At 67.5% G+C, this 14,384-nt stretch carries 13 protein-coding genes; 3 read left to right on the top strand and 10 right to left on the bottom strand.

Features of this window, described 5'->3' with window-relative positions; translation table 11 throughout:
* Window positions 1-56 precede the first annotated feature (56 nt).
* The 10 genes from VIK36_RS05900 to VIK36_RS05855 form a co-directional block, all read right to left on the bottom strand.
* Complete coding sequence (locus VIK36_RS05900) at window positions 57-899, bottom strand: esterase/lipase family protein (protein WP_324644469.1); 843 nt, start codon at window positions 897-899, stop codon at window positions 57-59.
* Between the two features lie 376 nt (window positions 900-1,275).
* Entirely contained in the window at window positions 1,276-1,950 is a 675-nt protein-coding gene (locus VIK36_RS05895) for an SDR family oxidoreductase (protein WP_324644468.1), read from the bottom strand.
* On the bottom strand, window positions 1,947-3,188 hold the full coding sequence (locus VIK36_RS05890) for a sialidase family protein (RefSeq protein WP_324644467.1): 1,242 nt from the start codon (window positions 3,186-3,188) through the stop codon (window positions 1,947-1,949). The genes VIK36_RS05895 and VIK36_RS05890 overlap by 4 nt, the downstream gene beginning before the upstream one ends.
* Before the next feature lie 2 nt (window positions 3,189-3,190).
* Window positions 3,191-3,985 carry an HpcH/HpaI aldolase family protein gene (locus tag VIK36_RS05885; RefSeq protein WP_324644466.1) on the bottom strand — a complete coding sequence of 265 codons (795 nt, stop codon included), beginning with the start codon at window positions 3,983-3,985 and terminating at the stop codon, window positions 3,191-3,193.
* Window positions 3,986-4,040: 55 nt separating this feature from the next.
* The gene (locus VIK36_RS05880) at window positions 4,041-5,030 is read right to left on the bottom strand and encodes an aldo/keto reductase (RefSeq protein WP_324644465.1); all 990 of its coding nucleotides are present in this window, start codon (window positions 5,028-5,030) and stop codon (window positions 4,041-4,043) included.
* A 44-nt stretch (window positions 5,031-5,074) separates the two neighbouring features.
* The gene (locus VIK36_RS05875) at window positions 5,075-5,902 is read right to left on the bottom strand and encodes an ATP-binding cassette domain-containing protein (RefSeq protein ID WP_324644464.1); all 828 of its coding nucleotides are present in this window, start codon (window positions 5,900-5,902) and stop codon (window positions 5,075-5,077) included.
* Window positions 5,899-6,813 carry an ABC transporter ATP-binding protein gene (locus tag VIK36_RS05870; RefSeq protein ID WP_324644463.1) on the bottom strand — a complete coding sequence of 305 codons (915 nt, stop codon included), beginning with the start codon at window positions 6,811-6,813 and terminating at the stop codon, window positions 5,899-5,901. The genes VIK36_RS05875 and VIK36_RS05870 overlap by 4 nt, the downstream gene beginning before the upstream one ends.
* A gap of 1 nt (window position 6,814) precedes the next feature.
* A complete protein-coding gene (locus VIK36_RS05865) occupies window positions 6,815-7,744 on the bottom strand; it encodes an ABC transporter permease (protein ID WP_324644462.1) in 930 nt (309 codons plus the stop codon).
* Window positions 7,741-8,676 carry an ABC transporter permease gene (locus tag VIK36_RS05860; protein ID WP_324644461.1) on the bottom strand — a complete coding sequence of 312 codons (936 nt, stop codon included), beginning with the start codon at window positions 8,674-8,676 and terminating at the stop codon, window positions 7,741-7,743. Before VIK36_RS05860 ends, VIK36_RS05865 begins: the two co-directional genes overlap by 4 nt.
* 3 nt (window positions 8,677-8,679) lie before the next feature.
* Window positions 8,680-10,254, bottom strand: coding sequence for an ABC transporter substrate-binding protein (locus VIK36_RS05855; protein ID WP_324644460.1), 1,575 nt, complete (start codon window positions 10,252-10,254; stop codon window positions 8,680-8,682).
* A gap of 191 nt (window positions 10,255-10,445) precedes the next feature.
* On the opposite strand from VIK36_RS05855, the gene pdxA reads away from it, so the two are divergent.
* The 3 genes from pdxA to VIK36_RS05840 all read left to right on the top strand — a co-directional run bounded on the left by pdxA (window position 10,446) and on the right by VIK36_RS05840 (window position 14,345).
* Window positions 10,446-12,815: a 4-hydroxythreonine-4-phosphate dehydrogenase PdxA gene (gene pdxA, locus VIK36_RS05850; protein WP_324644459.1), complete on the top strand. Its 2,370-nt coding sequence runs from the start codon at window positions 10,446-10,448 to the stop codon at window positions 12,813-12,815.
* Window positions 12,816-12,891: 76 nt separating this feature from the next.
* Complete coding sequence (locus VIK36_RS05845; protein WP_324644458.1) at window positions 12,892-13,665, top strand: DeoR/GlpR family DNA-binding transcription regulator; 774 nt, start codon at window positions 12,892-12,894, stop codon at window positions 13,663-13,665.
* A 173-nt stretch (window positions 13,666-13,838) separates the two neighbouring features.
* Window positions 13,839-14,345 (top strand): hypothetical protein, encoded by a 507-nt coding sequence (locus VIK36_RS05840; RefSeq protein ID WP_324644457.1) that lies wholly within the window; start codon window positions 13,839-13,841, stop codon window positions 14,343-14,345.
* Window positions 14,346-14,384: the final 39 nt, after the last annotated feature.

The raw sequence follows: 14,384 nt of genomic DNA, 5'->3' as shown, positions 1-14,384 counted from the left end.
ACGGCGGGAGGCCGGCTCTGGAAGCCGGCCTCCCGCCGTCGTACTGCTTTGACGTCCTAAATGCAGGCGGGCTGGTAGGCGGGATCCGCCGGACCCGACGCCTGGGCCAGCGCATTGCCCACGAGCTGGTGCACCACGGGATCGTTCGGCGTCTGGTCGTGCTCGAAGACGTCGGCCGGGCACTTGTCCTGGATGGTGATGTTGGTGACCTGCCGCGCGGATCCGTTCAGGAACTGGCTGTTGTACGGGATCACCACCTCATCGTGGATGGTGGAGATGACCGTGTAGGCCGGGCCGGCGACAGTATCGCCGATGGAGTTGAGCTCCTGCATGAAGGGCGAGCCGGCCTGCTGGTCCGCGCAGGCCGCACAGCCTGCCGCGGTGTAGTCGGGCGTGGGAAGCAGGTCCGGCGGCGGAAGGATCACGCCTTCGGTGCCGTGGTTGGACGGTGCGATGCCGACAAGCTGGTGGACGTACTTGGCGCCGCCCAGGAAGCCCATGTAGTAGCGGGGCATCATGCCGCCCTGGCTGTGGCCCACCAGGTTCACCTGCTTGGCGCCGGTGGCGCCACGGACAGCATCAACGAACGGGGCCAGTTCCTTTGCGGAATCCTTGACCGGCGCCGTGGCGTACACCCCGTTCGTTTCGCCGTAGTTGAGGGCGAAGACGCAGTACCCCTGGCTCTTGAGGTACGGCGACAGCGTGGACCAGTTCTTCTCCATGCTCTCGAAAGTCCCCGGAACCAGGACCACCGGATACGGGTGCTCGGCCGACGGCTTGCAGGACCAGTCGTTGGCTCCGGGTGGGGACACGTCGACGGCCTGGGCGGGAGCGGCCATCAATGAGGAGGCGAGGACTGCGGCAGCGGATATGGACAGGGCCCGGCTAAGGAATGACATGGAAACCTCTTTGTTCGTCTGTCTATGGGGAAGCCGGGGCTGATGGTCTTGGGGGTGACCATCAGCCCCGGCCGAGGTTTCCATGCTGGCAGTGCTGCTGCTCCTGCGCAGCGGAAGTGCACGAACGTGCGGCCAAAACCCGCGTTCACGACCGCCAGCCCCGCGGCAAATGTGACCCACAGCACACCCGTTGTTACTGGTGAGTAGCAAATTCTGGGCCTCCCGGCGGCGGGACAAGCGATCACGGGTGTTTGCACGAACGTGCAGTTTCGCCGGCGACGCCGAAGACGCCGGAACGGTGCCGGATCGCCGCTCCGTTCCGGCGTCCCGGCACCGTTCCGGCGAACTCGGGGGCTCCCGGGGTCACGAGGGAGCTTCAGAGGGAGGCGCCGCCGCAGATCACGTAGTTCTGGCCCGTGATGGACTTGCCGTGCGGGCCCAGCAGGAACGCGGCCAGGGCGGCTACGTCCTCCGGGTCCACCAACGCACCGAGGGCCGGCAGCTTCACCGGCGTGGCGGCGCGGCCGGGGTCGCTCAGCATCGGGGTGTCGGTGGGTCCCGGGGAGAGGACGTTGACCGTGATCCCCCGCGGTGCCAGTTCCTGCGCCCATGTCCGGCCCAGGCCCATCAGCGCAGCCTTGGTCGCCGCGTAGTGGCTCTTGCCCGGCATGCCCGTGGAGGTGCGGCTGCCCAGCAGGACGATCCGGCCGCCGTCGGGCATGGTGGGCACCAGCGCGTTGGCCAGCATGGAGGCCGCCGCGACATGGACGGTGAACATGCCCTGCAGTGCCGCCGGGTCAAGGGAGCCCAGGTGCGCGGTCCGCTGGAATCCGGCGGCGTGGACCAGGGCGTCGGCCGGAGCGAGTCCGGACACGGCATCAGCCAGGGATTCCGGCTCGGACAGGTCAGCCTGCAGCCACTCGAACTTGCCCTCCAGGACAGACTCGGTGCGGCTCAGCCCTGTCACGCGCCATCCGTCAGCCAGCAGCTTCGAGGCGATGGCTTTGCCGATCCCCGAACTCGTGCCGGTGACCACCGCGTGCTTGGTCATGCGTCCCCGCCCGGGGTGGTGCTGCCCTCGTACGCCCACTGCGGGTCCACCCGGACGTACTTGATGGCCTGCCGGAAGTACGTGTACGCGATGTTCAGCGCCCCGTCCGGGCCCTGGTGGATGGAAGGGTAGGAGTATTCGCGGTTCAGCCCGTCGCGGGAGTTGTTGGACAGGCAGTACCCGTCCCCCACGTCCAGGTTCCGGCGGATGGGCCACGAACGGCCGGAGTCCTCGGAAATAGCCAGGGTCATCGGCGAGCGAGGTGTCCCCCAGAAGGCGCGCTTGACGCCGTCGTCCTCCGGGAAAGCTGAAGCGTTCGGTTCGGCCACCTGCCCCTGCTCCTCGGCCAGGCCGTCGTCGTCGATCTCGTCGTACAGCGAGAGGCGCCGCTCGGTACCCTCCCCCGCCCGGCTGTGGTTGTAGACAAGGGCCAGGCGGCCGTCCGTCAAAGCAACAAACTGGATGGACGAGTTGTTGTTAGGCAGCTCGGTGGGGACGGGCTCGCTCCAGGTGGAGCCGTCGTCGGTGGAGCGGGACTCGTAGATGGAATCGGCCCAGCGGCTGCGGAACAGGGCCAGCAGCGAGCCGTCGGCCACGGGCTGGATGTTCATGTGGACGCAGCCCAGGCTGCCGGGCAGGACGTGCTCGGTCCAGGTGGCGCCGGCGTCGTCAGAGATCATCACGGCGCTGTCGTCGCTGTTGCCCACCCACTTCTCCCCCGGCGTGGTGATGCAGCGGAAGATGGGGATGATCAGCCGGCCGGACGGGAGCACCACGGGCAGCTGGCGGACGAACACGCCGCCGGTCTCGTTGGCGGGAAACAGCGTTTCGACGTCGCCCCAGCTGCCGCCGCTGTCCAGGGAAATACGACGGCGGACCTCGGCGGTGTCCTGGTTGCCCGCCTTCTGCGCGGTATACAGCAGCCAGAGGGCCCCATCGGTGTTGGTGAAGAGGATGGGATTCTGCTCGGAGCGCGTGGAGTCGTCCGAAAGCTGGACGGCGTCCGACCACTGCGTGCTGCCAGGTTCCAAGGTGGAGAACCAAATGGAGATGTCCGGCACGCCTTCCTGGGTGCCGCCGAACCAGACGCAGCCCAGCCGGCCGTCCGGGAGGGTGAGCAGGTTGGCGGCGTGGCTCTGCACGGTGGGCGCGGGCAGGTAGGCGAAGTCGGCGCCGTCGGCCGTCTTGACCGCCCCGTCCGGGGTGATGGTGCTGTAGCTGTCCGTGGTGGTGGTCATGGTTACTGGCCTTCCTTGGTGCCGGCAGCGGAGCGGGCGGCGTCGAGGTGGGACTTGGCGATCTGTTCCAGGTGCGTCAGGTCCGAGGCGACCGTGGTGAACGTGTAGCCCTGCTTCAGGCGCTGCGCCGCCACTGTCCCGGCGGGTGTGTGGATGCCGGCGGCGATGCCAGCGGAAGCGGCGGCCTCGGCGACCGTTTCCAGCGCGGCGTTGAATTCGGCGTCGACGGCGGGATCCCCGGGGAACGCTCCGCCCACCGCGATGCAGAGGTCGGAGGGGCCGACGTAGATGCCGTCCAGGCCGGGCGTGGCGCAGATTTCCTTGACGTTGGCCAGCCCCTCGGGCGTCTCGATCATGGCGAACACCAGGGTGGCGGCGTTGGCCTCGGCGGGGACGGGGCCGATCCGCAAGGCAGAGCGCATCGGGCCGTAGGAGCGGCCGCCCAGCGGCGGATACTTTGCGGCGGCCACGGCGGCGGCGGCGTCCTCAGCGTTGTTGATGAGCGGGACGATGACACCCACCGCCCCGGCGTCCAAAGCCTTGCCGACGGCGGTGAAGTCGTTGGCTTCCACCCGGACCATGCCGACGGCGGTGTGCCCGGCGTCGATAGCCATCAACCCGTTGAGGACGCCCGAGTAGCCGAGCAGGCCGTGCTGCGCGTCCAGGGCAACGTAGTCGTAGCCAAGGCGGCCGATGCGTTCGGTGGCCACGGGCGCGTCCAGCACTGCCCAGTAGCCCACCGCCTGCTCACGGGCGCGGATCTTGCGGGCGAATTCGAGGGCCAGTTGGGAAGTCATCAGGGTCCTTCAGGTGTCGGTTCAGTCAGTCGGTTCAAGTGGGCAGTGAACAGGATCAGCGGTTGTAGGCAGGCATCGGGCCGCGCAGCGAGGTGCCCACGGCGGCGCAGGCTTCCACGACGTCGGCCGGCAGCGGTCCATTGGCCACGGCGGCGATGTTGGCACGCAGCTGTTCCACCTTGGACCCGCCCAGCAGCATGGAGCCGACGCCGTCCCGGTAGGCGAGCCAGCGCAGGGACAGTTCCGCCAGGGAAAACCCAGCGTCAGAGGCGATGCGGGAGAGCTCGCCGATCGCGTCGAACAGCTGCTTGTCCCAGTACCGCTGCGTGTACATGGCGGCCAGCTTGGAGTCGCCGTAGCGGCCCTCGGTGGGCTTGGCGTCGAAGCTGTGCTTGCCGGTGAGCAGGCCGCCGCCCAGCGGGTTGTAGACCATGGTGTGCACGTTGTGGGTGGCGGCGAACTCGAGGTATTCCTCCTCGAGCCGGCGGGCCACCAGGTTATAGAGCTGCTGTGCGACGACGGGCTGCGGCGCCCCGACTTCGCGCGCCGTGTGGATGACGTCGGCGATCTGCCAGGCAGCGAAGTTGGACACGCCCAGCGCGCCGATCTTCCCTTCTTCAACCAGCGAGGCAACGGTGGACAGCGTTTCGGCAAGCGGGGTGGCCCGGTCCGGCTGGTGCAGGTAGAACAGGTCGATGCTGTCCACGCCCAGCCTGCGCAGGCTGCCCTCCACGCTGGCCCGCAGGCCAGCCGCTGACAACGGCGCATTGGAGCCGTGGTCTGCGTGCGGCATGCCGGCCTTGGAAGCCAGGATGACGTCGTCGCGCTTTCCCTTCAAAAGCCGGGAGAGCATCTCCTCGGTGACTCCCCCGACGTAGGCGTTGGCGGTGTCGATGGTGGTGATGCCTGCGGCGAGCGCTTCCTCGACCATCCGCCCGGCGGTGGCCTCGTCCGCGGTGTCGCCGAAGGTCATGGTTCCCAGGACCAGCCGGGAGATGGGGAGTTTCAGGCCGTCCACCTGGGTGCCTTGGGGCTGCGTGCTCATGCGTTGGTTCCTCATGGTTGCGTTCGTCATTGAGTCAGGAAGAGTCAGGAGTTGGACAGGGCCAGCGAGCGGACGATGTGCCGCGGCTTCAGGCCGGTCATGGTGGAGGGGTCCAGGGCCGCGCGGCGGAGCTTGCGGGTGTAGTCCTCCTTGGGGGCGGTCAGGACGGACGCGGTGGTGCCGTGTTCCACCAGCTTGCCGCGCTGCATCACCATGACGGTATCGCTGATCTCCTGCACCACGCCAAGGTTGTGCGAGATGAACACGTAGGTGATGCCGGTGTCATCCTGGATGGACTTCAGCAGCCGCAGCACCTGCGCCTGCACGGAGACGTCCAGGGCGCTGGTGGCTTCGTCGCAGACCAGCAGTTCGGGCTTGGAGGCGAGCGCCCGGGCAATCCCGATGCGCTGGCGCTGGCCGCCGGAGAACTCCCCCGGGTGCTTGTCCAGGGACCGGACGGGCAGGCCCACCTGGTCGATCAGCGTGGCGGCCGCCTTGTGCCGTTCGGCCTTGGAGCGGATGCCCTGCAGCTTGAGGGGTTCGGCCACGATTTCCTGTGCGGTCATGTGCGGGTCCAGCGAGCCGTACGGGTCCTGGAACACCATCTGGAATTTGGAGCGCAGGGGCCGGAGCTTGGCCTCGCTCATGGACGCGATGTCCGTGCCGTCCAGGTTGATGGAGCCGCTGGTGGGGGTCACCAGCCGCATGAGCGCCTTGGCGATGGTGGATTTGCCGCAGCCGGATTCACCCACGACGGCGATCGTCTTGCCTTTGTCCACAGAGAAAGAGACGTCGTCCACGGCCCGGAACGTGCCGCCGGGGACGTGGTAGTCCACCACCAGGTGGTCGACGGCGAGGAACGGCTCGGTCATGGCTTTGCTCCGGTCTGGGTGAGGGCTGGGTCAGGGGTGGCTGGGGAATTGCCCGCGGCGCGGCGGCCGGTGGCTGCGGGCGTCTCGTCCCACGGCCCCAGCACCGGTACGGCGGCCAGCAGGGTCTGCGTGTATTCGGTGGCGGGGTGGTCCACGATCTGCTGGACCTCGCCGGATTCCACGAAGGAGCCGTCCTTCATCACGTGGATGCGGTCCGAGATGAGCCGGGCCACGCCGAGGTCGTGCGTGATCATCAGGATGCCGATGCCTCGCTGTTCCTGCAGTTCCAGCAGCAGGTCCAGGATGCCGCCCTGCACGGTGACGTCCAGGGCCGAGGTCGGCTCGTCCGCCACGAGCAGCTGCGGCTCGGACGCCAGTGCGATGGCGATCAGCACGCGCTGGAGCATGCCGCCGGAGAGCTGGTGCGGGTACTTCTTCAGCTGCTTCTCCGGCGTGGGGATGTGCACCTGTTCCAGCAGCCGCACGGCCCGGGCCTGCAGCGCGCCCTTGTCCTTGGCGGACGCGGCACCGGCGATCCGGATTGCCTCGAACAGCTGGCTGCCGATCGAGTGGACCGGGCTCAGCGCCGTCATCGGGTCCTGCGGGATCAGCGCCAGGGTCTTGCCGCGCACCTTGTCGATGGCTTTGGGGTCAGCGGAGATGTCGACGCCGTCAATCAACACGGTGCCGGACAGCACCGCCAGGTCCTCTGGCAGCAGGCGGAGGATGCCCATCGCCGTCGTCGACTTTCCTGAACCTGACTCGCCGATGATGGTGACCGTTTCGCCCCGGTGGATGCTGAAGCTGACGGAGTTAACGGCCCGGATGATGCCGGCGTCGGTGATCAGCTCCACCTGGAAGTCGCGGACCTCCAGCAGCGGCTGCTCAGTGAATGTGGGGGAAGCAGACATGTCAGGCACCCTTCTTCTTGCGGCGGGGACGGTCGCGGAGGCCGTCGCCCAGCAGGTTGACGCCCACCACCATGAGCACGATCACCAGGCCGGGCAGGGTGACCATCCACCAGGAGGTAGTGATGTAGGCCTGGCCGTCGGAGATGATGCGGCCCCAGGTGGCGAAGGGCCGCTGCGGGCCGGCGCCCAGGAAGGACAGCGCGGATTCGAGCAGCACGGCCTGGGCCAGCAGGAGCAGCACCACCAGGGTCGCCTGCTTGATGACGTTGGGGATGATGTGCTGGATCAGGATCTGGATGCGGTGCAGGCCCAGGATCCGGGCGGCGGAAACGTACGGCTTTTCGCGTTCCACCAGCACCATGGAGCGGGTGAGGCGGGCAACCTCGGGCCATTGGGCGATGGCGATCACGAAGGTGATGACGGGGATGGACGGGCCGAAAAGGGCCACCACCAGCAGCAGCATCATCAGCAGCGGCAGGGACATCTGGGCTTCAAGGAGGCGGGAGATGATGGTGTCCACCCAGCCGCCGAAGTAGCCGGCGGCGGAGCCGAGGATGACGCCGATAGCGCCGGAGACCAGGACGGCCAGCAGGCCGATGGTCAGCGAGACCTGGCCGCCGTGCAGCACGCGGGAGAGCAGGTCGCGGCCCAGCTGGTCGGTGCCGAACAGGTGCCCGTCGGTCAGCGGCGGCAGGCGCCGGGCGGCGAGGTCCTGGAAGTTGGCGTCCGGCAGCGGGAGCACGTTGGCCAGGATGATCGGGATGATCACCAGCAGGGTGCAGATGGTGCCGACGATCAGCTTCCACTGGGCTGCTTTGCGGCGGCGGGTGGCGCCTGCCTTGGCGATGTCCGCCTTGGTGACGGCGGAGGGGCTGGGCTGCTTTGCTTGCGCGCCGGAAGACGCTGCGGGGGTTGCGGTGTCGAGGCTCATGCTGTGGCCGCCTTTCCAAGACGAACGCGGGGATCAAGGAGCGGGTAGGCGAGGTCGATGAGCAGCTGGACTGCCACGGCCAGCAGCGCGGTGATGAGGACGGTTGCCTGGATGAGGGGGTAGTCGCGGGTTTCGAGGGCCCGCACGATCAGGGAGCCGACGCCGGGCCAGGCGAACACCACTTCCACCACCACCACGCCGTTGAGCATCGCGGCGAACCGGGTGCCCAGGGCGGTGAAGACGGGGATGGCGGAGTTGCCCATGGCGTAGCGCCAGGTGAGGACGGAGTTGCGGACGCCGCGGGAGCGGGCCACCGTGAGGTACGGGGCGGCGAAGTTGGCGGTCATTTCGCGGCGGACCATGCGGGAGATCAGGGCGATCTGCAGGATGGCGATGGTGACCGTGGGCAGGACCAGGCCGCCCCAGGTGGCGAAGCCGGAGGCCGGGAAGATGGGGATCAGCACGGCGAAGCCGGTGAGGAGCATGATGCCGGTCCAGAAGTCGGGCATGGACTGCCCGGCGATGGTGAGCACGTTGACGCCGAATTCGCGGCCGGTGTCCGGGCGGCGGGCCATCCACACACCCAGCGGGATGGCGACGACGGCGGTCAGCAGGATTGCCGAGGTTGCCAGTGTCAGGGTGTAGGGCAGCCGTTCGAAGACCACCTGCATGGCGGGGGCCTGGAAGGAGTAGGACTGGCCCAGGTTGCCGGTCAGCAGCTGCTGGAGGAAGATCCAGTACTGCTCCAGCAGGGGCTTGTCCAGGCCGAACTGTTCGCGCACCTTGGCGAGCTGTTCGGTGGTGGCCAGGGGCCCGGCGTAGGAGACGGCGGGGTCGCCCGGAGCCATGCGGATCAGGATGAACACGGTGGACACCGTGAGGAACACGGTCAGCAGGCCCTGTCCCACGCGTTTGAGGATGTAGTTCGTCATGGCTTAGGCCTCCAGCCGGACATCAACGAGGGGGTAGGAGTTGGTGGGTGCCAGCTTGATCCCGGACACCCGGTTCCGATGGGCCAGGACAGACTTGGGGACAAACGCCCAGGCGCAGGGCCAGGTGTCCCAGACCGCCTGTTGGGCGTCGTTCAGCAGTTGCGTCCTGCGGGCCGGGTCCGCTTCGGCGGAAGCTGCCTGGATCTTGGCGGCCACCTCGGGGATCACGTAGCCCTGGTAGGTGTCGCGGGTGGCTTCCTTTTCGGGGGTGCCCGCGTACATGCCCTGCAGCATGGTGATGGCCAGGCCGGTGGGGCTGGGGTAGCCGTTGGCCAGCAGGTCCCAGTCGCCCTGTTTGCCCTGGCGCCAGGCCATGATGTTGCCGCCGGGTTCGAACTGCTGCAGCTCGGCCTTGACGCCGATCTTGCCGAACATTTCCACCAGGGCTTCCATCACGGAGGTGTCGGAGGCGAACTCCCCGGTTTCCCAGATGATCTTGATGGTCAGGTCCTTGACGCCGAGTTCGGCGAGGGTGGATTTGGCCTTTTCGGGATCGTAAACGTACTCGCCGGTCTTGTGGTATCCGGTGAGGCTGGACGGGGTGACACCTTCGGCCTGGGTGACCGAGTCCACCAGCACGTCCTTGACCAGGGACTTGCCGTCGATGGCCATGCTGAGGGCCTGGCGCACGCGCGGATCGGCCAGCGGGTGGCCGGCGGGCTTGCGGAAGTTGAAGAAGATCTGGTTCAGGCGGAGGCTGGACGCTTCCTGGAGCGTGACGCCGGGAAGTCCCGCGAGCTGCGAGCGGGAGTCCGGGGTGATGGAGTCAATGACGTCCACCTCGCCGCTGCGCAGGGCGATGACGCGGCTGGATTCCTCGGGGAGGAACCGGACTTCCACGTTGTCGATGTGCGGTGCGGGGCCCCAGTAGTTCTTGTTGCGTTCCAGGCTGTAGGTGCCGGCGCCGCGGTTGTACTTGGTGACCACGTAGGGGCCGGTGCCCAGGCCTTCCTGCAGTTCCTCCGGCTTGTTCTGCGCGGCCGGGGTTATCAGGATCATGCTCATGAGCGAGTCCAGGATGGGGACGGGCTTCTTGGTGACCATCCTGAAGGTGCGGTCATCCACGGGAACAACTTCCGGGAATTCGGGGAAGAAGCCGGCCACGAACGAGCCCTGCACCTGCTTGTACATCTTCAGCGCGGTGGCCACGTCCTCGATCTTCACGGGGCTGTTGTCCGAGTAGCGGATGCCCTCGCGGAGGCGGACGGTCCATTCGGTGGGACCGGTCATTTCGAAGCGTTCGGCCAGGACCAGGATGGGCTTGGTTTCGGGTCCGATGGCGGTGAGTCCCTGGCGGACGGAGCGCTGCACGGTGACGGCGGCGTCGAACTGGTTGAGCTTGTTGTCCAGGCTGACCAGTGAGCGGTTGAGGGCCAGGGTCAGGGTGCTGGGGCCCGGGAGGCCGGTGGGTCCGGCGCAGCCGGCGAGGCTTCCGGTGCCCAGCAAGAACCCAGCGGCCGCGCCGAACTGCAGCAGGCGGCGGCGGGAAATCTCACTTCCTTGAGGAAGAACGGTCATCGTTGACCTCTCGGTAGGTTGGGGTGGCGGGCGGCCGGAGTGGCTGCGCCGAATGTTGTGTCCATCACTTTGCCACTCCTGCGCAATTCGCGCAACCCCTCTAGCGTGATTCGCGCAATCGTGTCATGATGTTGGAAAGCTTCCCGCACTTGGCGCGGGATTCGAGCCGACTACCGAGCGAGAGGAGCAACGTGGCTTCCGTATTTGTGCAGGCCGACGATTTCTCCGGCGCCGCCGAGGTTGGCTATTGCTTTGTGGAGCACGGACTGTCCGCGCAGCTCCTCTTGGGCACGGGTACTGCTGCGGGAACGCACGACGGCGGCGCCTCCTGTGCGGCGCAGGCCACCGACGTAGTGGTCGCGGATACCCACACCCGGGGACTGTCGGCGGCCTCGGCCGGGGCACTGGTCGAGGATGCCTTCTCCAGTACCGACGCCGTGGGCGCTCACGTGATGTTCAAGAAGATGGACTCCCTGTGGCGCGGCAACATCAGCGCCGAGACCGCCGCACTGGCGGGCCTCGGCTTCCACGTGGTGGTTGCGGGGGCACTCCCCCAGCTGCAGCGCACAGTGCGCGCCGGCCGTCCTTGCGTTGCCGGCTCTCCCCTGGCGGAAACGGACCTGTGGCAGGCGGAGGCCTCGGCCCCGCCGGCGGACATACCGTCGCTGCTCCGCCCGGAGGACCCGGAGACCGTGCAGTCCCTGGACCTGGTGGCGGTGCGGTCAAGCAGAGTGCTGTCCCGCCTGTCCGCACTGCTGGACGGCCGGCCCGCGCTGGTGGTGGCCGACGGTGAGACCACCGCGGACCTGGAGCACGTGGTCGACGCGCTCCTGGAGCTGGACTTCCAGGCCGGCGGCCGCCGCATCGTGCTGGTGGGAACCGGCGGGGCGGCTGATGTCCTGGCACGGCGCCTCGGAGCTCAACTTGCGCGGAATGCGCAAGTTGTGGCAACGGCTGGCGGAACCACCGCGGAACCGCTGGATGCCGCACGGCCGGTGCTCGCCGTCGTCGGCTCCGCTTCCAGGACTGCGCAGGCGCAGCTGGCCAAGCTTGAGGCGCGCGGCTTTGAAGTGGTCCGGCTCCATCCCCTGTATGCAGGTGCTTCCGGCGCCTATGCGACGCAGCTCGAGGAAACCACGGAGGCGCTCAGGGCCGGCCGGAACGTGGCCGTCACCCTGGCCGCCGCAAAGGTGGACCCCGCGAAAGCCCTGACCATTGTGCAGGCCCTGTCCACCTTCGCCAAGCAGGCCGCGAAGGCCGCCCCGGCTGACCTGATCCTCACCGGCGGTGAGACGGCGCGGGAAGTCCTGGACGCCGTCGGCCGCTCCAGCCTGGTGCCGCTCGCAGCGGTGCAGCACGGGGCCGTGCTGAGCCGGGCCGACGACGGGACGCTGGTGGGCACCAAGCCCGGCAGCTTCGGCGATGATCTGGCCCTCCTGCAGCTGTATGACGAAATCCGGGAGCGCCGCGGCCACGCCGCGCCGACTCCCGCCCCCACCCTTCCCCGCACGACTTCCGAAGAATCTGGAGCAACAATGACTGACTCAGCAACCAACCAGCCACTCCCCTACGTGGCCGTGACCATGGGCGACGGCGCCGGGGTGGGCCCGGAGGTGGTGGTGGCCGCGGTGCTGGATCCGCAGAGCAACGCCGAGTGCCGGCCCGTGGTGATCGGTGATGCGCTGCGGCTGCGGCAGGCAGCGGACATCCTGGGGATCGACGCGGACATCCGGGCGATCGAGGACGTGGAGGACGCGGTGTTCTCGCCGGGCCGGGTGAACGTGATCGACCTGGCGCTGCTGCCGGAGGACCTGCCGTGGGGGCAGCTCTCCCCCGTGGCCGGGCACGCCGCCTACGAGTACATCCGGGTGGCCAGCGAGCTGGCGATGGCCGGGAAGGTGCAGGCCATCTGCACCGCGCCGCTGAACAAGGAGGCGCTGCACGCCGCCGGGCACATCTTCCCCGGGCACACCGAGCTGCTGGCGCACCTGACGGGCACAGAGGAAGTGTCCATGATGCTCTCCACGCCCAAGATCCGGGTGATCCACGTGACCACGCACATCGGACTGATGGACGCGATCCGGAAGATCAACCCGGACCTGGTGGAGCGGACCATCCGCCGCGGCCATGAGGCGCTGGTGCGGGCGGGCATCCCCAACCCGAAGATCGGGGTGTGCGCCATCAACCCGCACGCGGGCGAAAACGGGCTGTTCGGGCAGGGCGAGGAAGCGGAGAAGATCGAGCCGGGCGTGAAGGCGGCGCAGGCGGACGGGATCAACGCGGTGGGCCCGCTGCCGGCGGACACGCTGTTCTTCCTGGCCGGCCGGGGCGATTACGACCTGGTGGTGGCCATGTACCACGACCAGGGGCACGGGCCGGTGAAGGTGCTGGGCATCGAGGCGGGCGTGAACATCACGGTGGGCCTGCCGGTGATCCGCACGTCCGTAGACCACGGCACGGCGTTCGACATTGCCGGTAAGGCGATCGCGGATTCCCGGTCCATGGTGGAGGCGCTGCACCAGGCGGCGGAGATGGCCACCCGGCCGTCCGTGGCCGTGTAGTAGCCCGGTTTGGTTGGGGTCCGGAACTAGCATGGGTAGCACTGCCACCGCCATGCCCACGGGAAGGAGACCGGGAATGCTCAGCGCAAACGCGCGGCGCGAGGAGATCTACCACCTTGCCGTGACCACCGGCCTGGCCTCCGTGGAAGAGCTCTCCGCCAAGTTCGAGGTGACGGCGTCCACCATCCGGCGGGACCTGGCACTGCTGAATTCGCAGGGCAGGCTGGCCCGGACGTACGGCGGGGCGATGGCCATGGGCGCGCATCCGGAGGCGTCGCTGCGGCAGCGCACCGGGGAAGCGTTCGAGCAGAAGCATGCGATCGCCCGGTGGGCGGCGTCGGTGATCCAGCCCGGGGAGAGCATCCTGCTCGACGCCGGTTCCACGGCGGGTGCCCTGGCCCACGAGCTGCGCGGGTTTGACCGGTTGTCCGTCACCACGCCTGGTCTTAATACTCTGCAGGAGCTGGCCGATTCGGAGGGCATCGAGGTTGACTGCCTGGGCGGCCGGCTCCGGGGTGTGTCGCAGAGTTTCGTGGGGCCGCTGGCCGAGGCGGCGCTGGAGCGGATGAGCTTTGACCGCGTGTTCCTGGGCGCCGACGCCGTCACCGCCGAGGACGGCATCTGCGAGGCCGACCACGCCCAGACCCGGCTCAAGGAGCTCATGGCCCGGCGGGGCCGTGCCGTCTATGTCCTGGCGGACTCGTCAAAGTTGGGGCTGCGGCCGTTCCATGCCTGGGCACGGCTGGCTTTGCCGTGGACGTTGGTGACGGACGACGGCGCCGACCCAAGTCAGGTGCAGAAGTTCCGGGACGCGGGGGTTCAGGTTGAGGTGGCGGCGGTTGCGCCCTAGTTTTCGGAGAGCGCACTACGAATTAGGGAAAATACGCGGGTAACCCCTAACTATCAAATGTGAGTATCAATTACTCGTGATGGCTTTGAAACCCCTACATAAACTCCAAGTCCTTGCAGTCAGGGACTTGTCCCGTTTGGGGAACTATTCAAAAGCTACAACGGAGTACTTCAATGAAGAACTGGCTCACTCGCATCGCCATGCCCGTTACCGTCGCAGCAACAGCCGCACTCGCCGGAATAGCCGGCCCCGCTGCTGCCGCACCGCCCACACCAAATCCCACCGACCCCTTCGTTATCCAGGACTTCTTCGGAACCGACTGTCCCGGCTTCGAGGTGACGGCCCAACTGACTGGTAAATCGAAAGAGATATCCCAAGGGAACGGCGGGGTCATAGCGATCTCGCCGGGTATGACCATTACGTTGAGCGCCAACGGCAAGACCCTGACGTACCTGATCACCGGTACGACCCATACACAGATCCTGCCCGACGGCAGCAGAGAGGTCGTCTCGGTCGGGAAGAACCTCCTCATCGTTCCGAAAGTAGACGGGCAGCATGCTGAAGGGCTCTACTACACGACAGGAAACGTCAATTACGCCCTCACGCCAACTGGAGGGGAAGGAAGACTGTTCTCGGGACCAGGCCGAGTGGTCGACGTCTGTGCCTTACTCGCACCTTAGAGTTCATCTTTGGGGCAAGCCGCTTCCGGACAACGGAAG

This window comes from Pseudarthrobacter sp. LT1, assembly GCF_035621795.1.
Taxonomy (GTDB): domain Bacteria; phylum Actinomycetota; class Actinomycetes; order Actinomycetales; family Micrococcaceae; genus Arthrobacter.
Note: the sequence above shows the minus strand (reverse complement) of the source record. Positions and strands in the feature narration are given on the sequence as shown.

Excerpts from the sequence above, each read along its gene's own strand:
- VIK36_RS05900 (WP_324644469.1), bottom strand. The coding sequence starts at position 899 with ATGTCATTCCTTAGCCGGGCCCTGTCCATATCCGCTGCCGCAGTCCTC.
- VIK36_RS05845 (WP_324644458.1), top strand. The coding sequence starts at position 12,892 with ATGCTCAGCGCAAACGCGCGGCGCGAGGAGATCTACCACCTTGCCGTG.
- VIK36_RS05885 (WP_324644466.1), bottom strand. The coding sequence starts at position 3,985 with ATGACTTCCCAACTGGCCCTCGAATTCGCCCGCAAGATCCGCGCCCGT.
- VIK36_RS05870 (WP_324644463.1), bottom strand. The coding sequence starts at position 6,813 with ATGTCTGCTTCCCCCACATTCACTGAGCAGCCGCTGCTGGAGGTCCGC.
- VIK36_RS05880 (WP_324644465.1), bottom strand. The coding sequence starts at position 5,030 with ATGAGCACGCAGCCCCAAGGCACCCAGGTGGACGGCCTGAAACTCCCC.
- VIK36_RS05895 (WP_324644468.1), bottom strand. The coding sequence starts at position 1,950 with ATGACCAAGCACGCGGTGGTCACCGGCACGAGTTCGGGGATCGGCAAA.
- VIK36_RS05875 (WP_324644464.1), bottom strand. The coding sequence starts at position 5,902 with ATGACCGAGCCGTTCCTCGCCGTCGACCACCTGGTGGTGGACTACCAC.
- VIK36_RS05855 (WP_324644460.1), bottom strand. The coding sequence starts at position 10,254 with ATGACCGTTCTTCCTCAAGGAAGTGAGATTTCCCGCCGCCGCCTGCTG.
- VIK36_RS05890 (WP_324644467.1), bottom strand. The coding sequence starts at position 3,188 with ATGACCACCACCACGGACAGCTACAGCACCATCACCCCGGACGGGGCG.
- VIK36_RS05860 (WP_324644461.1), bottom strand. The coding sequence starts at position 8,676 with ATGACGAACTACATCCTCAAACGCGTGGGACAGGGCCTGCTGACCGTG.
- VIK36_RS05865 (WP_324644462.1), bottom strand. The coding sequence starts at position 7,744 with ATGAGCCTCGACACCGCAACCCCCGCAGCGTCTTCCGGCGCGCAAGCA.
- VIK36_RS05840 (WP_324644457.1), top strand. The coding sequence starts at position 13,839 with ATGAAGAACTGGCTCACTCGCATCGCCATGCCCGTTACCGTCGCAGCA.